Annotated in this window: 12 protein-coding genes, 3 tRNA genes and 3 rRNA genes; 9 read left to right on the top strand and 9 right to left on the bottom strand. The window is 43.1% G+C overall.

The window, feature by feature from the left end:
- Positions 1-135: 135 nt before the first annotated feature.
- Entirely contained in the window at positions 136-1,311 is a 1,176-nt protein-coding gene (locus G7057_RS04735; RefSeq protein ID WP_166161728.1) for a cation diffusion facilitator family transporter, read from the top strand.
- A 45-nt stretch (positions 1,312-1,356) separates the two neighbouring features.
- On the opposite strand, the gene G7057_RS04740 is transcribed toward G7057_RS04735, so the two are convergent.
- The 8 genes from G7057_RS04740 to G7057_RS04775 form a co-directional block, all read right to left on the bottom strand.
- Entirely contained in the window at positions 1,357-3,855 is a 2,499-nt protein-coding gene (locus tag G7057_RS04740) for an ATP-dependent Clp protease ATP-binding subunit (RefSeq protein WP_166161730.1), read from the bottom strand.
- Between the two features lie 41 nt (positions 3,856-3,896).
- Complete coding sequence (locus G7057_RS04745; protein WP_166161732.1) at positions 3,897-4,361, bottom strand: CtsR family transcriptional regulator; 465 nt, start codon at positions 4,359-4,361, stop codon at positions 3,897-3,899.
- 216 nt (positions 4,362-4,577) lie between these two features.
- Positions 4,578-4,651: transfer RNA gene (locus tag G7057_RS04750), tRNA-Arg, on the bottom strand.
- A gap of 52 nt (positions 4,652-4,703) precedes the next feature.
- Positions 4,704-4,776: transfer RNA gene (locus G7057_RS04755), tRNA-Thr, on the bottom strand.
- Positions 4,777-4,782: 6 nt separating this feature from the next.
- Positions 4,783-4,855 (bottom strand) — tRNA-Lys (locus tag G7057_RS04760).
- Positions 4,856-4,880: 25 nt separating this feature from the next.
- Positions 4,881-4,996, bottom strand: a 5S ribosomal RNA gene (gene rrf / locus G7057_RS04765).
- 98 nt (positions 4,997-5,094) lie between these two features.
- A 23S ribosomal RNA gene (locus G7057_RS04770) occupies positions 5,095-8,010 on the bottom strand.
- A 210-nt stretch (positions 8,011-8,220) separates the two neighbouring features.
- Positions 8,221-9,776, bottom strand: a 16S ribosomal RNA gene (locus tag G7057_RS04775).
- The 16S, 23S and 5S rRNA genes sit together here with 3 tRNA genes alongside, the layout of an rRNA operon.
- Before the next feature lie 439 nt (positions 9,777-10,215).
- Here G7057_RS04775 and G7057_RS04780 point away from each other — a divergent pair.
- The 8 genes from G7057_RS04780 (at position 10,216) to G7057_RS04815 (ending at position 15,452) form a co-directional block, all read left to right on the top strand.
- Complete coding sequence (locus tag G7057_RS04780; RefSeq protein WP_166161733.1) at positions 10,216-10,380, top strand: hypothetical protein; 165 nt, start codon at positions 10,216-10,218, stop codon at positions 10,378-10,380.
- A 15-nt stretch (positions 10,381-10,395) separates the two neighbouring features.
- Positions 10,396-10,878 (top strand): hypothetical protein, encoded by a 483-nt coding sequence (locus G7057_RS04785; RefSeq protein WP_166161735.1) that lies wholly within the window; start codon positions 10,396-10,398, stop codon positions 10,876-10,878.
- 11 nt (positions 10,879-10,889) lie between these two features.
- Positions 10,890-11,174 (top strand): hypothetical protein, encoded by a 285-nt coding sequence (locus G7057_RS04790; protein WP_166161737.1) that lies wholly within the window; start codon positions 10,890-10,892, stop codon positions 11,172-11,174.
- A 6-nt stretch (positions 11,175-11,180) separates the two neighbouring features.
- Positions 11,181-11,714 carry a conjugal transfer protein TrbL family protein gene (locus G7057_RS04795; RefSeq protein ID WP_405002642.1) on the top strand — a complete coding sequence of 178 codons (534 nt, stop codon included), beginning with the start codon at positions 11,181-11,183 and terminating at the stop codon, positions 11,712-11,714.
- A gap of 230 nt (positions 11,715-11,944) precedes the next feature.
- Positions 11,945-12,286 (top strand): arsenite efflux transporter metallochaperone ArsD, encoded by a 342-nt coding sequence (gene arsD / locus G7057_RS04800; protein ID WP_166161741.1) that lies wholly within the window; start codon positions 11,945-11,947, stop codon positions 12,284-12,286.
- A 14-nt stretch (positions 12,287-12,300) separates the two neighbouring features.
- The gene (locus G7057_RS04805) at positions 12,301-12,636 is read left to right on the top strand and encodes an ArsR/SmtB family transcription factor (RefSeq protein WP_166161743.1); all 336 of its coding nucleotides are present in this window, start codon (positions 12,301-12,303) and stop codon (positions 12,634-12,636) included.
- Positions 12,637-12,672: 36 nt separating this feature from the next.
- A complete protein-coding gene (gene arsB, locus G7057_RS04810) occupies positions 12,673-13,743 on the top strand; it encodes an ACR3 family arsenite efflux transporter (RefSeq protein WP_166161745.1) in 1,071 nt (356 codons plus the stop codon).
- 35 nt (positions 13,744-13,778) lie between these two features.
- On the top strand, positions 13,779-15,452 hold the full coding sequence (locus tag G7057_RS04815) for an FAD-dependent oxidoreductase (RefSeq protein WP_166161746.1): 1,674 nt from the start codon (positions 13,779-13,781) through the stop codon (positions 15,450-15,452).
- A 293-nt stretch (positions 15,453-15,745) separates the two neighbouring features.
- On the opposite strand, the gene G7057_RS04820 is transcribed toward G7057_RS04815, so the two are convergent.
- On the bottom strand, positions 15,746-16,297 hold the full coding sequence (locus tag G7057_RS04820) for a tyrosine-type recombinase/integrase (protein WP_166161748.1): 552 nt from the start codon (positions 16,295-16,297) through the stop codon (positions 15,746-15,748).
- Between the last annotated feature and the right edge of the window lie 31 nt (positions 16,298-16,328).

A 16,328-nucleotide genomic window follows, 5' to 3' on the forward strand; every position in this document is an offset into this window, starting at 1 on the left:
ACTAATCGCTCCTTCTATCTTTATGCTATCATTTTAACATAGATCAATGAGAACACTAAATGATATGAAAAACTAGACATCTCCTATAACTTATAGGATAATATGAAAATTATCTCTTTTTTGGAGGGCGTGTACATGTTAACAAAATGGCTTCAACGGTATCTTAGTAAAAAAGTCAAAACAGATAACCGTGTGCAATTGGGAATTTTATCCGGAAAAGTTGGATTAGCTTCCAACCTTGTTTTATTTGCGATTAAGTTATTAGCAGGGGTCCTATCAGGTAGTATTTCCATTATTACCGATGCTATGAATAACTTATCTGATACGGCTTCTTCTATTCTAGCCCTTTTTGGTTTTTATGCTGCTGCTAAACCTGCCGACCAAGAACACCCTTACGGTCATGAGCGTTATGAATATATTAGTGGGCTTTTAATTTCATTAGTCATTATTTTTGTGGGAGGCCAGTTTCTCGTCTCTTCAATCGATCGCATCATTCATCCCGGCACTCTAAAAATGAATCCCTTAATTGTCATCTTACTACTTTTTTCTATTATCGCTAAGTTATTTCAAGGGAAATTTTACCAAGTCATTGCTGATGCCATTCATTCCAATACCTTAAAGGGCGTTGCACAGGATAGCTTCAATGATGTTTATTCAACCATCGTTGTTCTCTTAGCCTCTTTAGTGGAGTATTGGTTGGATTGGAAAGTGGACGGTATCGCCGGCGCTGTATTGGCTGTCTTCATTATTTTTAGCGGCCTTCAAATGATTCATCATTCTATTAATGATCTGTTGGGGATTCGACCTGACGAGGACGCTATTCGGAAAATGATTGGTTTACTCGACCAGTATGAGATGATTGTGGGCTACCATGATTTGTTAGTCCATAATTATGGGCCTAATCAAACCCATGCGACCATTCATATTGAGATTGATGATAGTTGGAGCTTATCGCGTGCGCATCAACTAATTGACCAGATTGAAAAACGCTTTTTAGAGGAACTTGATGTGGAGTTAGTTTGTCATGTGGATCCGATTGCGATTCAAAACGAACGGCATACAAAAGTCTATCAACAGATTAAAGCGATTTTAAAATCCTATTCTATGAATTTGAAATTCCATGATTTTCGCATTGTGGAAAACAATGATCGACCCTTAATGCAATTCGATATTGTGGTTCCTTCTAGTAGCTCAGAAACAAACGAGACGTTATTAAAATCAATTACTCACGATATCCACACTCAAATTGGGGATTATGATGTTGAAATTGATTTTGATCGCTTGTATATTTTAGAAGATGTGCAAAAGTAAAAACAAAACCCGTTTATCCACATGTGGACAAACGGGTTTTTATTTTTAGTTGTTAACAAGTTCTCCCTTTTCTTCCATTATGGGAGTCTCCTTTTTTTCTTTAACTGTCATTCTAATCGTACCATTTCGAGCACCCAGCATGACATGGTCTCCGTACTTAATCGCTCCGCTTAATATTTCTTCACTCAAGCGGTCTTCGATTTCTTTCTGAATCGCACGGCGAATTGGACGTGCCCCATATTCTGGGTCAAAGCCAGCTTTAGCAATCACTTGAATGGCTGCTGGGGTTACTTTAACGTGAATATCAAGGTCTTCTAAACGTTTGACAATATTATTTGCCATCAGTTTAACAATTTCAGATAATTCTTTTTCACCTAATGAATGGAACACAATGGATTCATCAATTCGGTTTAGGAATTCTGGTCGGAAGCTGTTCTTCAACTCTTCACGAATTCGTTTCTCCATAGCTGTATAGTCGTGTTTAGCATCCTTAGCATTGAAACCAACCATTTTCTCATCTCTTAAGGCTGTTGCACCTAGATTAGATGTCATAATTAAAATGGTATTTCTAAAGTCCACTTTTCGACCTTTTGAATCCGTTAAATGACCGTCATCTAATACTTGAAGTAAAATATTAAAGACATCAGGATGTGCTTTTTCAACCTCATCTAACAGAATAACAGAGTAAGGTTTTTGGCGAATTTTCTCAGTAAGCTGGCCGCCTTCATCGTAGCCTACGTAACCAGGAGGTGAGCCGACTAACCGACTCGTTGAGAATTTCTCCATGTATTCAGACATATCGATTCGAACAAGGGCATCTTCTTCACCAAACATGGCTTCAGCGAGTGTTTTCGCTAATTCGGTTTTCCCAACACCTGTTGGTCCTAAGAATAAGAATGAGCCAATTGGACGGGCTGGATCTTTCAAACCAGATCGCGCACGGCGTATCGCTCTTGCAACAGCACTCACTGCAGTTTCTTGACCAATAACGCGTTCGTGAAGCACTTTCTCAAGTTTCATGAGTCGGTCACTTTCTTTTTGCTCCATTTGATAAACAGGGATACCTGTCCACAGAGCAACAACTTGAGCAACATCAGTTTCATCAACACTTAAAGTGTAATGACCCTCGTCCTGAGTAGAAGACTGGGCACGAACCTTTTCTAATCGTTGCTTTCTTGATAATTCTTTTTTTCGAATACGGGCTGCTTTTTCAAAATCTTGAGCAAGAATTGCTTCTTCTTTTTCTTGAGCAAGACGCTCGATTTCATCTTCTAGTTTACCAGCAGGCGTATCGCCATGAGTCACATCAAGACGGACTTTAGCTGCTGATTCATCAATTAAATCAATGGCTTTGTCTGGTAAACGACGGGCCGTAATATAGCGAACAGATAAGGCTACCGCAGCTTCAATCGCTTCATCCGTGATTTCAACATGATGGTGTTCTTCATAACGGCTACGAAGTCCTTTAAGAATTTGAGTTGTTTCTTCAGCAGTCGGTTCGTCAATCGTAATAGGAGCAAAGCGACGTTCCAAAGCGGCATCTTTTTCAATATACTTTTGATACTCATCTAATGTTGTCGCACCAATCGTTTGTAGCTCTCCACGAGCAAGCGCTGGTTTTAAGATATTAGATGCATCGATTGCTCCTTCAGCACCACCAGCTCCAATTAAGGTATGCAATTCATCAATAAATAGAATAACATTGCCATCGTGGTACACTTCATCAATGATTTTCTTCATCCGCTCTTCAAATTCACCACGGTATTTGGTCCCAGCTACAAGTGAACCCATATCGAGCATCATTAAGCGTTTATTCGCTAATGTTTCTGGGACTTCGCCGTTCACAATTTTTTGAGCCAATCCTTCCACAATAGCTGTTTTACCAACTCCTGGTTCACCTACTAAAACAGGATTGTTCTTTGTACGACGTGAAATGACTTGCAGAATACGTTTCACTTCACGGTCTCTGCCGACAATTGGATCTAGTCGTCCGCTTCGAGCAAGGTCTGTCATATCACGCGCTAAGGCATCTAGGGTTGGTGTTCCCTCAGCTGCCTTTTGAGCTTTTTTAGCCCCTTTAGTTGCTGATTTCGGTACATCTTTTAATCCAATCTTTTCATAAAGAGTACGTTGTAATTGATTTAAGTCTACTCCGATATTTTTAAGTATTTTAACTGCTAAGATTTCTTCTCTTAAAATCCCCAGTAAAATATGCTCTGTGCCAACTTGAGGCACACCTAGCTTTTGAGATTCTGCAGTTGCATACATCATTACTTTTTTAGCGCGAGGCGAAAATGGCATCGGTGCAAATTGATTTGCTAGTGGACGTGCCGTACCGTAGCCTGTTAGATGTTCAACTTCATCACGAATAATCGCTTCATCAATATGGAAGCTACGTAAAACTTTACCAGCAATTCCTTCTGTTTCACGAATCAGCCCAAGTAAAATGTGCTCTGTGCCAATCGTTTGGTGTTTAAAATAATGAGCTTCTTCTGTTGCTAGTGACAGTGCCCGACTAGCTTTTTGTGTAAATAGTTCATCCATTCATAACGCCTCCTTTACAGCATTTTTGTATTCTTTATCAGTTATGCTTCATAACGTAAGCTTGTTAGTAATTTTTTCAATAATCCTGCCCGAACCGCATCTTCATTTTCTTGCAGCGCTTGTAAAAAGGCTTTATCCATAACGGCCAGTATCAAGTTTCCTTCTCGCTTAGAAATAATCTTTTGATTGTAGAGATTTTGGACAACCGCATAGGCGTCTCTTTCACTAATGCTATTCCCAACAATCCGAATCATTTCATTAAGCAAATCGACTTCTTCTAAAAATTTAACTTTCATAATACGAATATAGCCACCACCACCGCGTTTACTTTCCACTAAGTAACCATGTTGCTCAGTAAAACGGGTATTGATCACATAATTAATTTGTGAGGGTACACAGTTAAAATGAGTTGCCATTTCATTACGGCGAATTTCAACCTGTTCCTCAGTATTTAAAATCTGTTTAATATAGGCCTCGATAATATCGGACATATTTTGGTTTTGCAAAGGAACTGCCTCCTCTCACCTGACTAATTTTGACTATTACAATTAAATAGTACGGCATTCAGTCTTAAGTGTCAAATACTTGGCTTGATTTGCTGACCTATTTCTATTGTATGACTTATAATTATAGCCTAATTCATCATAAATTTAAACTCTTCTTCTTTTATTTAAAAAAGCGTATCTCTACTCAGTAGAAATACGCTTGTTATTGTTATGATATGCACTCAGCAGGAGTCGAACCTGCAACCGCCTGATTCGTAGTCAGGTACTCTATCCAATTGAGCTATGAGTGCTAAAAAAAGTAGGAAGTGAAGGTCTAAGGATAGATCTCCACTTCCTTAATGATGCCGGCTAAAGGACTTGAACCCTCGACCCTCTGATTACAAATCAGATGCTCTACCAACTGAGCTAAGCCGGCATTAAATGAGTCATGTAGGGCTCGAACCTACGACCCTCTGATTAAAAGTCAGATGCTCTACCAACTGAGCTAATGACTCAAGACAATAAAAAAAACAAAATATTGCGCGGCAGCGTCCTACTCTCACAAAGGGAAACCCTTCACTACAATCGGCGCTAAGAAGCTTAACTTCTGTGTTCGGGATGGGAACAGGTGTGACCTTCTTGCCATCGCCACCGCACATATTTTGTTGTCTTGCTGAGGTTGTTCCCTCAAAACTGAATAGTTAACATGAAACCTTTGGTTTGAAACCCATTTTACTTGATTACCGTTTTATTATTGGTTAAGTCCTCGACCGATTAGTACTAGTCCGCTCCATACATCGCTGCACTTCCACTTCTAGCCTATCTACCTGATCGTCTCTCAGGGGTCTTACTCATTTAAAATGATGGGAAATCTCATCTTGAGGGGGGCTTCACGCTTAGATGCTTTCAGCGTTTATCCCGTCCACACATAGCTACCCAGCAATGCCCTTGGCAGAACAACTGGTACACCAGCGGTGTGTCCATCCCGGTCCTCTCGTACTAAGGACAGCTCCTCTCAAATTTCCAACGCCCGCGACGGATAGGGACCGAACTGTCTCACGACGTTCTGAACCCAGCTCGCGTGCCGCTTTAATGGGCGAACAGCCCAACCCTTGGGACCGACTACAGCCCCAGGATGCGACGAGCCGACATCGAGGTGCCAAACCTCCCCGTCGATGTGAACTCTTGGGGGAGATAAGCCTGTTATCCCCAGGGTAGCTTTTATCCGTTGAGCGATGGCCCTTCCATGCGGAACCACCGGATCACTAAGCCCGACTTTCGTCCCTGCTCGACTTGTAGGTCTCGCAGTCAAGCTCCCTTCTGCCTTTGCACTCTACGAATGATTTCCAACCATTCTGAGGGAACCTTTGGGCGCCTCCGTTACATTTTAGGAGGCGACCGCCCCAGTCAAACTGCCCGACTGACACTGTCTCCCCACCCGATAAGGGTGGCGGGTTAGAGTGGTCCTGCTACAAGGGTAGTATCCCAATGGCGCCTCCATCGAGACTAGCGTCCCGACTTCAATGGCTCCTACCTATCCTGTACATGTAGCAGAAACAATCAATATCAACCTGCAGTAAAGCTCCATGGGGTCTTTCCGTCCTGTCGCGGGTAACCAGCATCTTCACTGGTACTATAATTTCACCGAGTCTCTCGTTGAGACAGTGCCCAAATCGTTACGCCTTTCGTGCGGGTCAGAACTTACCTGACAAGGAATTTCGCTACCTTAGGACCGTTATAGTTACGGCCGCCGTTTACTGGGGCTTCAATTCAAAGCTTCGCCGAAGCTAACCTCTCCTCTTAACCTTCCAGCACCGGGCAGGCGTCAGCCCCTATACGTCATCTTTCGATTTTGCAGAGACCTGTGTTTTTGATAAACAGTCGCTTGGGCCTATTCACTGCGGCTGACCTTGCGGTCAGCACCCCTTCTCCCGAAGTTACGGGGTCATTTTGCCGAGTTCCTTAACGAGAGTTCGCTCGCTCACCTTAGGATGCTCTCCTCGACTACCTGTGTCGGTTTGCGGTACGGGCAGTTGGTTTCTAACTAGAAGCTTTTCTTGGCAGTGTGACATCAGGAACTTCGGTACTTAAATTTCCCTCCCCATCACAACTTGTCCGTATAGTAGAAAGCATTTGACTCTCCACAAGACTTGTTGCTTGGACGTGCTCTTCCAATCGCACGCATTTCCTTAGCCTCCTGCGTCCCTCCATCGTTCAAACAAAAACAACTGGTACAGGAATATCAACCTGTTGTCCATCGCCTACGCCTATCGGCCTCGGCTTAGGTCCCGACTAACCCTGGGAGGACGAGCCTTCCCCAGGAAACCTTAGTCATACGGTGGACGGGATTCTCACCCGTCTTTCGCTACTCATACCGGCATTCTCACTTCTAAGCGCTCCACCAGTCCTCACGGTCTAGCTTCAATGCCCTTAGAACGCTCTCCTACCACTCAACCTATTGGTTGAATCCACAGCTTCGGTGATCTGTTTAGCCCCGGTAAATTTTCGGCGCAGGGTCACTCGACTAGTGAGCTATTACGCACTCTTTGAATGATGGCTGCTTCTGAGCCAACATCCTAGTTGTCTGTGCAACCCCACATCCTTTTCCACTTAACAGATACTTTGGGACCTTAGCTGGTGGGCTGGGTTGTTTCCCTTTCGACTACGGATCTTATCACTCGCAGTCTGACTCCCGGACTTGAATCCATGGCATTCGGAGTTTATCTGAATTCGGTAACCCGAGAAGGGCCCCTAGTCCAAACAGTGCTCTACCTCCACGATTCGTTTATCCGAGGCTAGCCCTAAAGCTATTTCGGAGAGAACCAGCTATCTCCAGGTTCGATTGGAATTTCTCCGCTACCCACACCTCATCCCCGCACTTTTCAACGTGCGTGGGTTCGGTCCTCCAGTGCGTATTACCGCACCTTCAACCTGGACATGGGTAGGTCACCTGGTTTCGGGTCTACGACCACATACTCATTCGCCCTATTCAGACTCGCTTTCGCTGCGGCTCCGTCTTTTCAACTTAACCTCGCATGGGATCGTAACTCGCCGGTCCATTCTACAAAAGGTACGCCATCACCCATTAACGGGCTCTGACTACTTGTAAGCACACGGTTTCAGGTACTATTTCACTCCCCTTCCGGGGTGCTTTTCACCTTTCCCTCACGGTACTGGTTCACTATCGGTCACTAGGGAGTATTTAGCCTTGGGAGATGGTCCTCCCGGATTCCGACGGAATTTCTCGTGTTCCGCCGTACTCAGGATACTGGTAGAGCTGCTTTAGATTTCGCATACGGGGCTTTTACCCTGTTTCGCGTGGCTTTCCAGCCAGCTTCTGCTATCCATTACAGTCTCACGTCCCAGTCCTACAACCCCAAAGAGCAAGCTCTTTGGTTTGGGCTTTTCCCGTTTCGCTCGCCGCTACTCAGGGAATCGAATTTTCTTTCTCTTCCTGCAGGTAATGAGATGTTTCAGTTCCCTGCGTGTACCTCAAACACGCTATGTATTCACGTGTTTGTAATATCCTATCAAAGATATTGGGTTTCCCCATTCGGAAATCTCCGGATCATAGCTTACTTACAGCTCCCCGGAGCATATCGGAGTTAGTCCCGTCCTTCATCGGCTCCTAGTGCCTAGGCATCCACCGTGCGCCCTTATTCACTTAACCTATGGTCAAGTTTCAGCCATTGCTGGCCTTTACTATCAAACTGTTTTCGTTAAAAAACTGTTCAACGTGTAACGCGGTAAAATGTTTTGGTTTCTTACTTTATATTTCATGTTATACTATTCAGTTTTCAAGGAACAATTGGTTTGAGAGTTAACCTCTCAAAACTGAACAAGAATGTGAACATCGGCAGGTTCCATATAATTTCCTTAGAAAGGAGGTGATCCAGCCGCACCTTCCGATACGGCTACCTTGTTACGACTTCACCCCAATCATCTATCCCACCTTAGGCGGCTGGCTCCCATAAGGGTTACCCCACCGACTTCGGGTGTTACAAACTCTCGTGGTGTGACGGGCGGTGTGTACAAGACCCGGGAACGTATTCACCGCGGCGTTCTGATCCGCGATTACTAGCGATTCCGGCTTCATGCAGGCGAGTTGCAGCCTGCAATCCGAACTGAGAATGGCTTTAAGAGATTCGCTTGCCCTCGCGGGTTTGCTGCTCGTTGTACCATCCATTGTAGCACGTGTGTAGCCCAGGTCATAAGGGGCATGATGATTTGACGTCATCCCCACCTTCCTCCGGTTTGTCACCGGCAGTCTTATTAGAGTGCCCAACTGAATGCTGGCAACTAACAATAGGGGTTGCGCTCGTTGCGGGACTTAACCCAACATCTCACGACACGAGCTGACGACAACCATGCACCACCTGTCACCTTGTCCCCGAAGGGAACGTCCTATCTCTAGGAGTGTCAAGGGATGTCAAGACCTGGTAAGGTTCTTCGCGTTGCTTCGAATTAAACCACATGCTCCACCGCTTGTGCGGGTCCCCGTCAATTCCTTTGAGTTTCAGCCTTGCGGCCGTACTCCCCAGGCGGAGTGCTTAATGCGTTAACTGCAGCACTGAAGGGTGGAAACCCTCCAACACTTAGCACTCATCGTTTACGGCGTGGACTACCAGGGTATCTAATCCTGTTTGCTCCCCACGCTTTCGAGCCTCAGCGTCAATTACAGACCAGAGAGTCGCCTTCGCCACTGGTGTTCCTCCATATATCTACGCATTTCACCGCTACACATGGAATTCCACTCTCCTCTTCTGCATTCAAGTTCCCCAGTTTCCAATGACCTTCCACGGTTGAGCCGTGGGCTTTCACATCAGACTTAAGGAACCGCCTGCGCTCGCTTTACGCCCAATAAATCCGGACAACGCTTGCCACCTACGTATTACCGCGGCTGCTGGCACGTAGTTAGCCGTGGCTTTCTGGTTGGGTACCGTCAAGGTAAGAGCAGTTACTCTCCTACTTGTTCTTCTCCAACAACAGAGTTTTACGATCCGAAAACCTTCTTCACTCACGCGGCGTTGCTCCGTCAGACTTTCGTCCATTGCGGAAGATTCCCTACTGCTGCCTCCCGTAGGAGTTTGGGCCGTGTCTCAGTCCCAATGTGGCCGATCACCCTCTCAGGTCGGCTACGCATCATCGTCTTGGTAGGCCGTTACCCTACCAACTAACTAATGCGCCGCGGGTCCATCTCCAAGTGACAGCACAAAGGCCGTCTTTCCTTCGGCTTCCATGTGGAAGCTGAAACTATGCGGTATTAGCACCCGTTTCCGGATGTTATCCCCCTCTTGAAGGTAGGTTACCCACGTGTTACTCACCCGTTCGCCACTAACGTCATAAGGAGCAAGCTCCTTAATCAATTCGTACGACTTGCATGTATTAGGCACGCCGCCAGCGTTCGTCCTGAGCCAGGATCAAACTCTCATGTTAAATGTGGGCTCTTGTACAGAAACCCGACATGAAAAGCTGAATAGCTCTTTTTTGCTGACTTAATGTTTTTGCGATTATTATCGCGATTCGTTGTGTAATCCTTATAAATAAGAATTACCCTGCACGTTTGGTTCGTTCATTCTTTGTTCAGTTTTCAAAGGTCAAATCCGTTGTCACGTGTTACGTTAAGTTCGTGTCGTGACAACTTCTATATATTAACACGGTGTTAATTATGTGTCAACAGTTTTTTAAAAGTTTTTTGAAAAGTTTTTTTCGTGTTGTGCTCATATGCCTCATCGGCAGCGGCAACTTTTATATAATACCACCGGCTCAAGTCGACGTCAACAGTTTTCTTTATTTGATAGATTGTCAAATTAAGTGCAACACTTAGGGGAAAATAAAAGAAACCCATGACCGCTCTAAACCGACCGAAGAGCAATTGATAAACTTTGAGTTGAAGAAAAGAACGTATGTCGAGCAACGCGAATCTGCGAATCTCATTGAGGAAGAAAAACGGGAAGCAATCAAAACTGAGAAACGCCTGAAACAAGAACAAGTTGAAGCACAAGAAGAGCAAGAGTTACTCGAATTTTTTGCGGAATAGAAGGGATGGTTGAAAATGAAGAAATGGCGCATAACAATCATGACGGGCATGACGTTTTTGTTAACGGCATGCGGGGGATTTAATCCGGAAACGGCACTGAATGACAGCCGAGAACAATTGAATACCTTCTTTACCAGTCATGAAGATAAGGAAATCGTAGCGGACTACACGCAGGAAAGCGTCCTAACCTTTTTAGAAGGTGACCTATCAGAATACTTTAGTGATAACTTTAAAGAAGAAATTTCAGGATTAGTGGAAAAAATTCCGTTTGAGGAGACGACATTAGATCCTATACCAAATAAAATCGATTTTTTAGATGACTCAAACAACCAAATACTCTGGACTAAATATGTTATTGATGACTATGAAATAGATTCTGATAATAAACAGGTGATTTTCGAAGTGAGTAGTGAGGAGTTTGGTATGCATTCAAATGATTTAAAAATTACAATGTACCAAGACAATGGCAATTGGAAAATATTCAGTATTAGTGAATAAGGGGTGCCATAATGGGTGACAAAATTTTACGGATGTTTCAAGAATGGGTGGAAGATGGGACAACGATAATATTTAATATTCTATCAGAGTTTATTTTTGGATACGAGGGTTTGAATGGCTTTGCTACAAACCTGTATGGTGTCCTTGTTTTCTTTGGCGGCATATTATTGGTGGTCATGGTTCTGGTAAAGATTATAATTTACCAACTTAGTGAAGCCGAGGGGTCTACTGAAGCCGATATTTGGTCCATTATTATAGAAATAATGAAATCATCTTCAATGGTTTTAATATTATAAACACTCTTGTATTTCATTATGGATCGATTTGTTCAACCTTTAGGCAATTATATGTTTGGTTCTATTGGCATACTAACTATTGAAGACTTAAAATCACTTCAGGACTCAGAAAAATTTGTACAAATATTCAATACAACCTTTAGTACTTTAGTGGCCAGCACCCTCATTATGGTGGTTATCGGTGTGTTCTTGGTGAAGGTCTGCATTGTTCATGCGGAACTCTTGATATTGGAACTCACGAGCGTTTTTGCGGCAATAACTATTATTAATGATGAATACAACTATATGGGGATTTGGTGGCGGGAATTCTTGAGTCAGATTGTGACCTTGTTGCTAGAGATCGTGTCGATGTTGTTGTTTACGCAAATTCTCATGTCTGATGACTTTAATTGGGTGAAGTTAGCCGGATTAATTGGGATGGGCTTCGTCATTATAAAGGGTCCTAGTGTTGCAAAATCGATGTGGTTCACGACTGGTAGTGGAAGAAGTACCATTTCCGGAGCTAAAATGGTGGCTAGTGCTGCTATTCGTAGAAGATAAACATGTGAAAGATAATAGCCCCTTGAGAGTAAGGTAAACTTTACTATCAAAGGGCTATTTCTATGTCGAGTAAAAAAGAACTTTAATGGTAAAAGATTGTGATTTAGAAGAGATGAGTCAGTTTTATAGTAAAAATATAAAAGATGCTTGTCATTAGATAGATAAAGGTCTATATTGTACATAGATGATTATCTATGTATAGGGATGCATAGTAAAAAGGAGATAATTTGATGAATAAACTGGAATTATTCGAACCAGCCATGTGTTGCAGCACCGGCGTATGCGGCCCTTCTGTAGATGAAAACTTGATCCGTATCACTGCTGTCATGCAACATGTTCGGAAAGTAGAAGGAAAGCAAATGGTCCGTTACAATCTAAGTGCGAATCCAAATTCTTTTATTCGCAATGAAGCCGTTCAGCAAGTGCTCCAGGAAAAAGGAATAGACGGTTTGCCAGTGACTGTTTTGAATAACGATACCATAGTGAAAGTCGGCGATTATCCAACTAACCAGGAGATTGCTGATTGGTTAGGTGTATCCTTAGAAAAAACAACGGCCTCTACCGTAAAGTAGAAAGGAGATTGAAAATGACTTACGAATCGTATGCAAAGATTGCCAAAGCCCTTTCTGAACCAAAACGTGTCAAAATATTAGACATGCTCTCATGTGGGGAAATGTGTGCCTGTGATATTTTAGAACACTTTGATTTTACGCAGCCAACCCTATCCCACCATATCAAGATACTGACTGAAGCTGGAGTGGTGACTTCAGAAAAAAAGGGGACCTGGCATCATTATTCCCTTAACGAAGAAACAGCAAAGCAGTACATTCAGGAAACGGTTCACTTGCTAACACATGCCGCGGATTGTATTTGTATCAAAGAAGGAAATAAGACCGATAAGACAAACCTTGGCGTTCTATAATAATATCGGTCTAACCTCATTTAAAAGGAGATAATTATGACGACGAATTCAGAAAAGAAACATAATAAACTAGCTATAAGTATTTGGGAGAAATATTTATCGTTGTGGGTAGGATTAAGTATGATTGCCGGGATATTGATTGGCTATTTTTTACCCGGTGTTCCAATAGCTTTAGAGGGAATGACATTTTATAACGTCTCCATACCAACTTCCATTTTACTTTGGATTATGATATTTCCAATGTTTTTAAAAATAGATTTTTTTAGTGTAGTAGGAGCTTTAAAGAAACCTAAAGGTATTGCGTTGACTAGCTTCATTAATTATGCAATTAAGCCTTTTACAATGTTCGCTATTGCCGCATTTTTCTTCTATGTTGTATTTAATCAGTGGGTTAGTTCAGAGTTAGCTGGAGAATATATAGCTGGTGCTGTTTTACTAGGAGCAGCGCCTTGTACAGCAATGGTATTTGTTTGGAGTAAACTTACAAATGGTGATCCAGCCTATACCCTGGTCCAGGTTTCGGTAAATGATATTTTAATCCTATTACTATATGTTCCAATCGTTTCGTTGTTACTAGGTGTCACAGACATTGATGTTCCAATGGAAACGTTAGTTTTATCATTGGTATTATTCATAGTTGCGCCATTAGTAGCTGCTATTTTTACACGTAACGTAGTAGTAAATAAAAAAGGAAAAGAGTATTTTGAAAATACTTTTATTGGAAAATTTGATGGTTATACAAATTTGGGTTTGGTTTTAACATTAATTATTATTTTTACAACTCAAGGACAACCCATTATTGAGAATCCTCTCCACATTTTACTTATTGCAGTTCCTTTAATTATTCAAAATATTTTGATTTATGTTATAGGGTACGGGGGATCCAAAGCCTGTCGCTTGCCATACAATATTGCAGCCCCAGCATCTATGGTGGGCACTAGTAATTTCTTTGAACTAGCGGTAGCGGTATCGATCTCAATGTTTGGATTAGATTCAGGCGCAACTCTTGTGACCGTTGTTGGTGTTCTAATTGAAGTACCAATGATGTTATTGTTAGTCAAATTTTCAAATAAAACAAAACATTGGTTTGACGGGTATGAATACTAAATAAAGAATAAAATGATGGAAAAGAGGCAGACAACATGAAAATAGTTATTATTGGTTCCGTTGCAGCCGGCACATCCGTAGCGGCAAAAGCTAGAAGAAATACTGAAGAAGCTGAAATTGTTGTTTATGACCAAGGAAAAGATATTTCTTATTCTGTTTGCGGGATTCCTTATCAAATCGGTGGAGAAGTCGAAAGCACTGACCAACTGACACCCCGGAATGCTGCTTGGTTCAAAAAGCGTTATAATGTTGATATTTTTACTGAACACAAAGTAACCAAAGCCAATCATGAAACGAAAACGTTGGAAGTGTTGAATGTCGTAACAGGGGAAACGAAAGAGGACCACTATGATGTATTGGTGCTTGCCACTGGTGCGTCCCCATTCACACCACCGCCCTTCAACCAAAATGAATACGATAATGTCTTCCAGGTGCGGAACATTCAGGATAACCGCGACATCACTGCTTACCTTTCCCTGAAGCAACCGAAGAAAGCTGTCGTAGTTGGTTCTGGTTTTATCGGCTTGGAAATGACCGAGCAATTGGTACATAAAGGGATGGAAGTAACCTTGGTGGAAATGCAGGATCAAGTGATGCCGCCAATGGATGCCGATATGGCATTCCGCGTCGAGGAACACTTGCGTGCTCATGGCGTTCGTCTCCTTTTGAGTGATACCGTGAAGACCATTGACGGTAAAAATTCAGTTAAGAGTGTCACCACCACCAAGGGCGAAACCCTTGAAGCTGATATCGTCTTCCTCTCGGTTGGAGTTCGTCCCAATACTGAGTTGGCCAAACAAATGGGCGTGGAGATTGGCACTACAGGCGCTATTGCCGTGAATAAAAAAATGCAGACCAATGTGCCGGATGTGTATGCGGTCGGCGATGTGGCCGAAAGCTTCAGCGTCATTACCGGCAAACCGATTTACCGTCCATTGGGCTCGACGGCCAATAAAATGGGCCGCATTGCTGGGGATGTTATCACCGGTGGCAATTTGGAGCATCGGGGCGTACTCGGCACCGGCATTTTCCGTCTCTTTGACTTGCATGTCGGCCAAAGCGGTTTAACCGAAAAAGAAGCGATTCAGGAAGGCTATGAATACGAAACGCTTTATAACTTGAAACCCGATCACGCTGAATATCTGGGCGGACAGGAATTAACCATTAAAGCTTTGGCAGACCGCAAGACGGGCCGTGTCCTAGGCGCGCAAGTTATTGGCAAAGGTGGTGTTGACAAGCGGGTTGACGTGCTTGCTACCGCCATTACTTTCGGCGCCAAAGCGGAAGACCTTTTCCACTTAGATTTGGCTTACGCACCGCCGTTTGCAACGACAAAAGATCCCGTTCTTTATACCGGTATGGCATTGGATAATGCCATCAAACGTAACCCGTTGATGACGCCGACTAAGATATTAGCCGCTCAAGAAAAAGGCGAGGCAATCCAAATCATCGACACCCGTTCGAAAAAGGATTATGAAAAATCCCATGTGAAGGGTGCCGTCCATATCCCGCTAGGGGAACTAAGAATCCGTGCGGAAGAATTAGACAAGGAAGTACCGACCGTCACTTACTGTAATAAAGGCGTGACCGGGAATGCGGCCCAAAACGTTTTGATTAATCATGGCTTCAAGGAAGTCTACAACCTATCTGGCGGAAACAAGAACTACCAGAGTTACGTAACTATGTTGGACGCTAAAAAAACATACTAAGATTAGCAGGTAGAAACCCCGACGGGGGTTACTGCCTGCTATTTTCTTTTTTTGCCACTTGTGAAGGATGCTCCTTTTTCCCAATAAAAAAGGCTGCTCAAAAGAGCAGCCTTTTATACAGGTTTAGTTTTGGTGCTTGCCACCCGCCGGACCCTTATGTTCCGGATTTATATCAAGTTGACTATGAGCCTACTCTCATTTGTATATATAATTACCAAAAAAAGGTTGATTTGTCCAATACTGTGGGTGATTATAACCGTCTTACTGTGGTGCTTATCTACTATATAATACAATCAAAAACCTAACCGAAAATTTAATAACGTTTCACTAATCTCGTCTTCATTAATCCCGATGTAGCGTTTGGTAATCTTCTCGCTACTGTGACCAAAAATTTCCATGAGGGTGGTCACGTCTTTGGTTTTTTTGTAATAGTGGTACCCAAAGGTTTTTCGTAGGGTGTGGGTGCCGATATCGTCCCTTCCTAACAGCTTCGCGACCTTTTGAAACATCTGGTAGACCGTATTGACTTCTAAATGTCCGCCCTTAGTACTGGGAAACAAGTAAGCCTCCAGATCTAAGGGTGCGGTATAGCCGTGAATCAAGTCCTGTAAGCTGCTTAAGTATAAAATGCGTGTTTTCCCTGTCTTTTGCTCCACGATGCGCGGTTTTTTTGAGGTAATCACGTCTTTTTTCTTGAGTTTGACGATGTCGGACATGCGCAGACCGCTGTTAATTCCGATTAGAAACAAGAAAACGTCACGTTCCGCATTTTTATTCCGTCGTAGGCAAAATAAGAAATCATTAATCTCCTGTTGCGACCGTAGTGGCTGAACATTATAGCCCATGACAATCCCTCCTTTTTAGTCTGTTCGAATA

Source organism: Jeotgalibaca arthritidis (assembly GCF_011100465.1).
Taxonomy (GTDB): domain Bacteria; phylum Bacillota; class Bacilli; order Lactobacillales; family Aerococcaceae; genus Jeotgalibaca; species Jeotgalibaca arthritidis.

Excerpts from the sequence above, each read along its gene's own strand:
- arsB (WP_166161745.1), top strand. The coding sequence starts at position 12,673 with ATGACGACGAATTCAGAAAAGAAACATAATAAACTAGCTATAAGTATT.
- G7057_RS04740 (WP_166161730.1), bottom strand. The coding sequence starts at position 3,855 with ATGGATGAACTATTTACACAAAAAGCTAGTCGGGCACTGTCACTAGCA.
- G7057_RS04785 (WP_166161735.1), top strand. The coding sequence starts at position 10,396 with ATGAAGAAATGGCGCATAACAATCATGACGGGCATGACGTTTTTGTTA.
- G7057_RS04820 (WP_166161748.1), bottom strand. The coding sequence starts at position 16,297 with ATGGGCTATAATGTTCAGCCACTACGGTCGCAACAGGAGATTAATGAT.
- G7057_RS04790 (WP_166161737.1), top strand. The coding sequence starts at position 10,890 with ATGGGTGACAAAATTTTACGGATGTTTCAAGAATGGGTGGAAGATGGG.
- G7057_RS04805 (WP_166161743.1), top strand. The coding sequence starts at position 12,301 with ATGACTTACGAATCGTATGCAAAGATTGCCAAAGCCCTTTCTGAACCA.
- G7057_RS04735 (WP_166161728.1), top strand. The coding sequence starts at position 136 with ATGTTAACAAAATGGCTTCAACGGTATCTTAGTAAAAAAGTCAAAACA.
- G7057_RS04815 (WP_166161746.1), top strand. The coding sequence starts at position 13,779 with ATGAAAATAGTTATTATTGGTTCCGTTGCAGCCGGCACATCCGTAGCG.
- arsD (WP_166161741.1), top strand. The coding sequence starts at position 11,945 with ATGAATAAACTGGAATTATTCGAACCAGCCATGTGTTGCAGCACCGGC.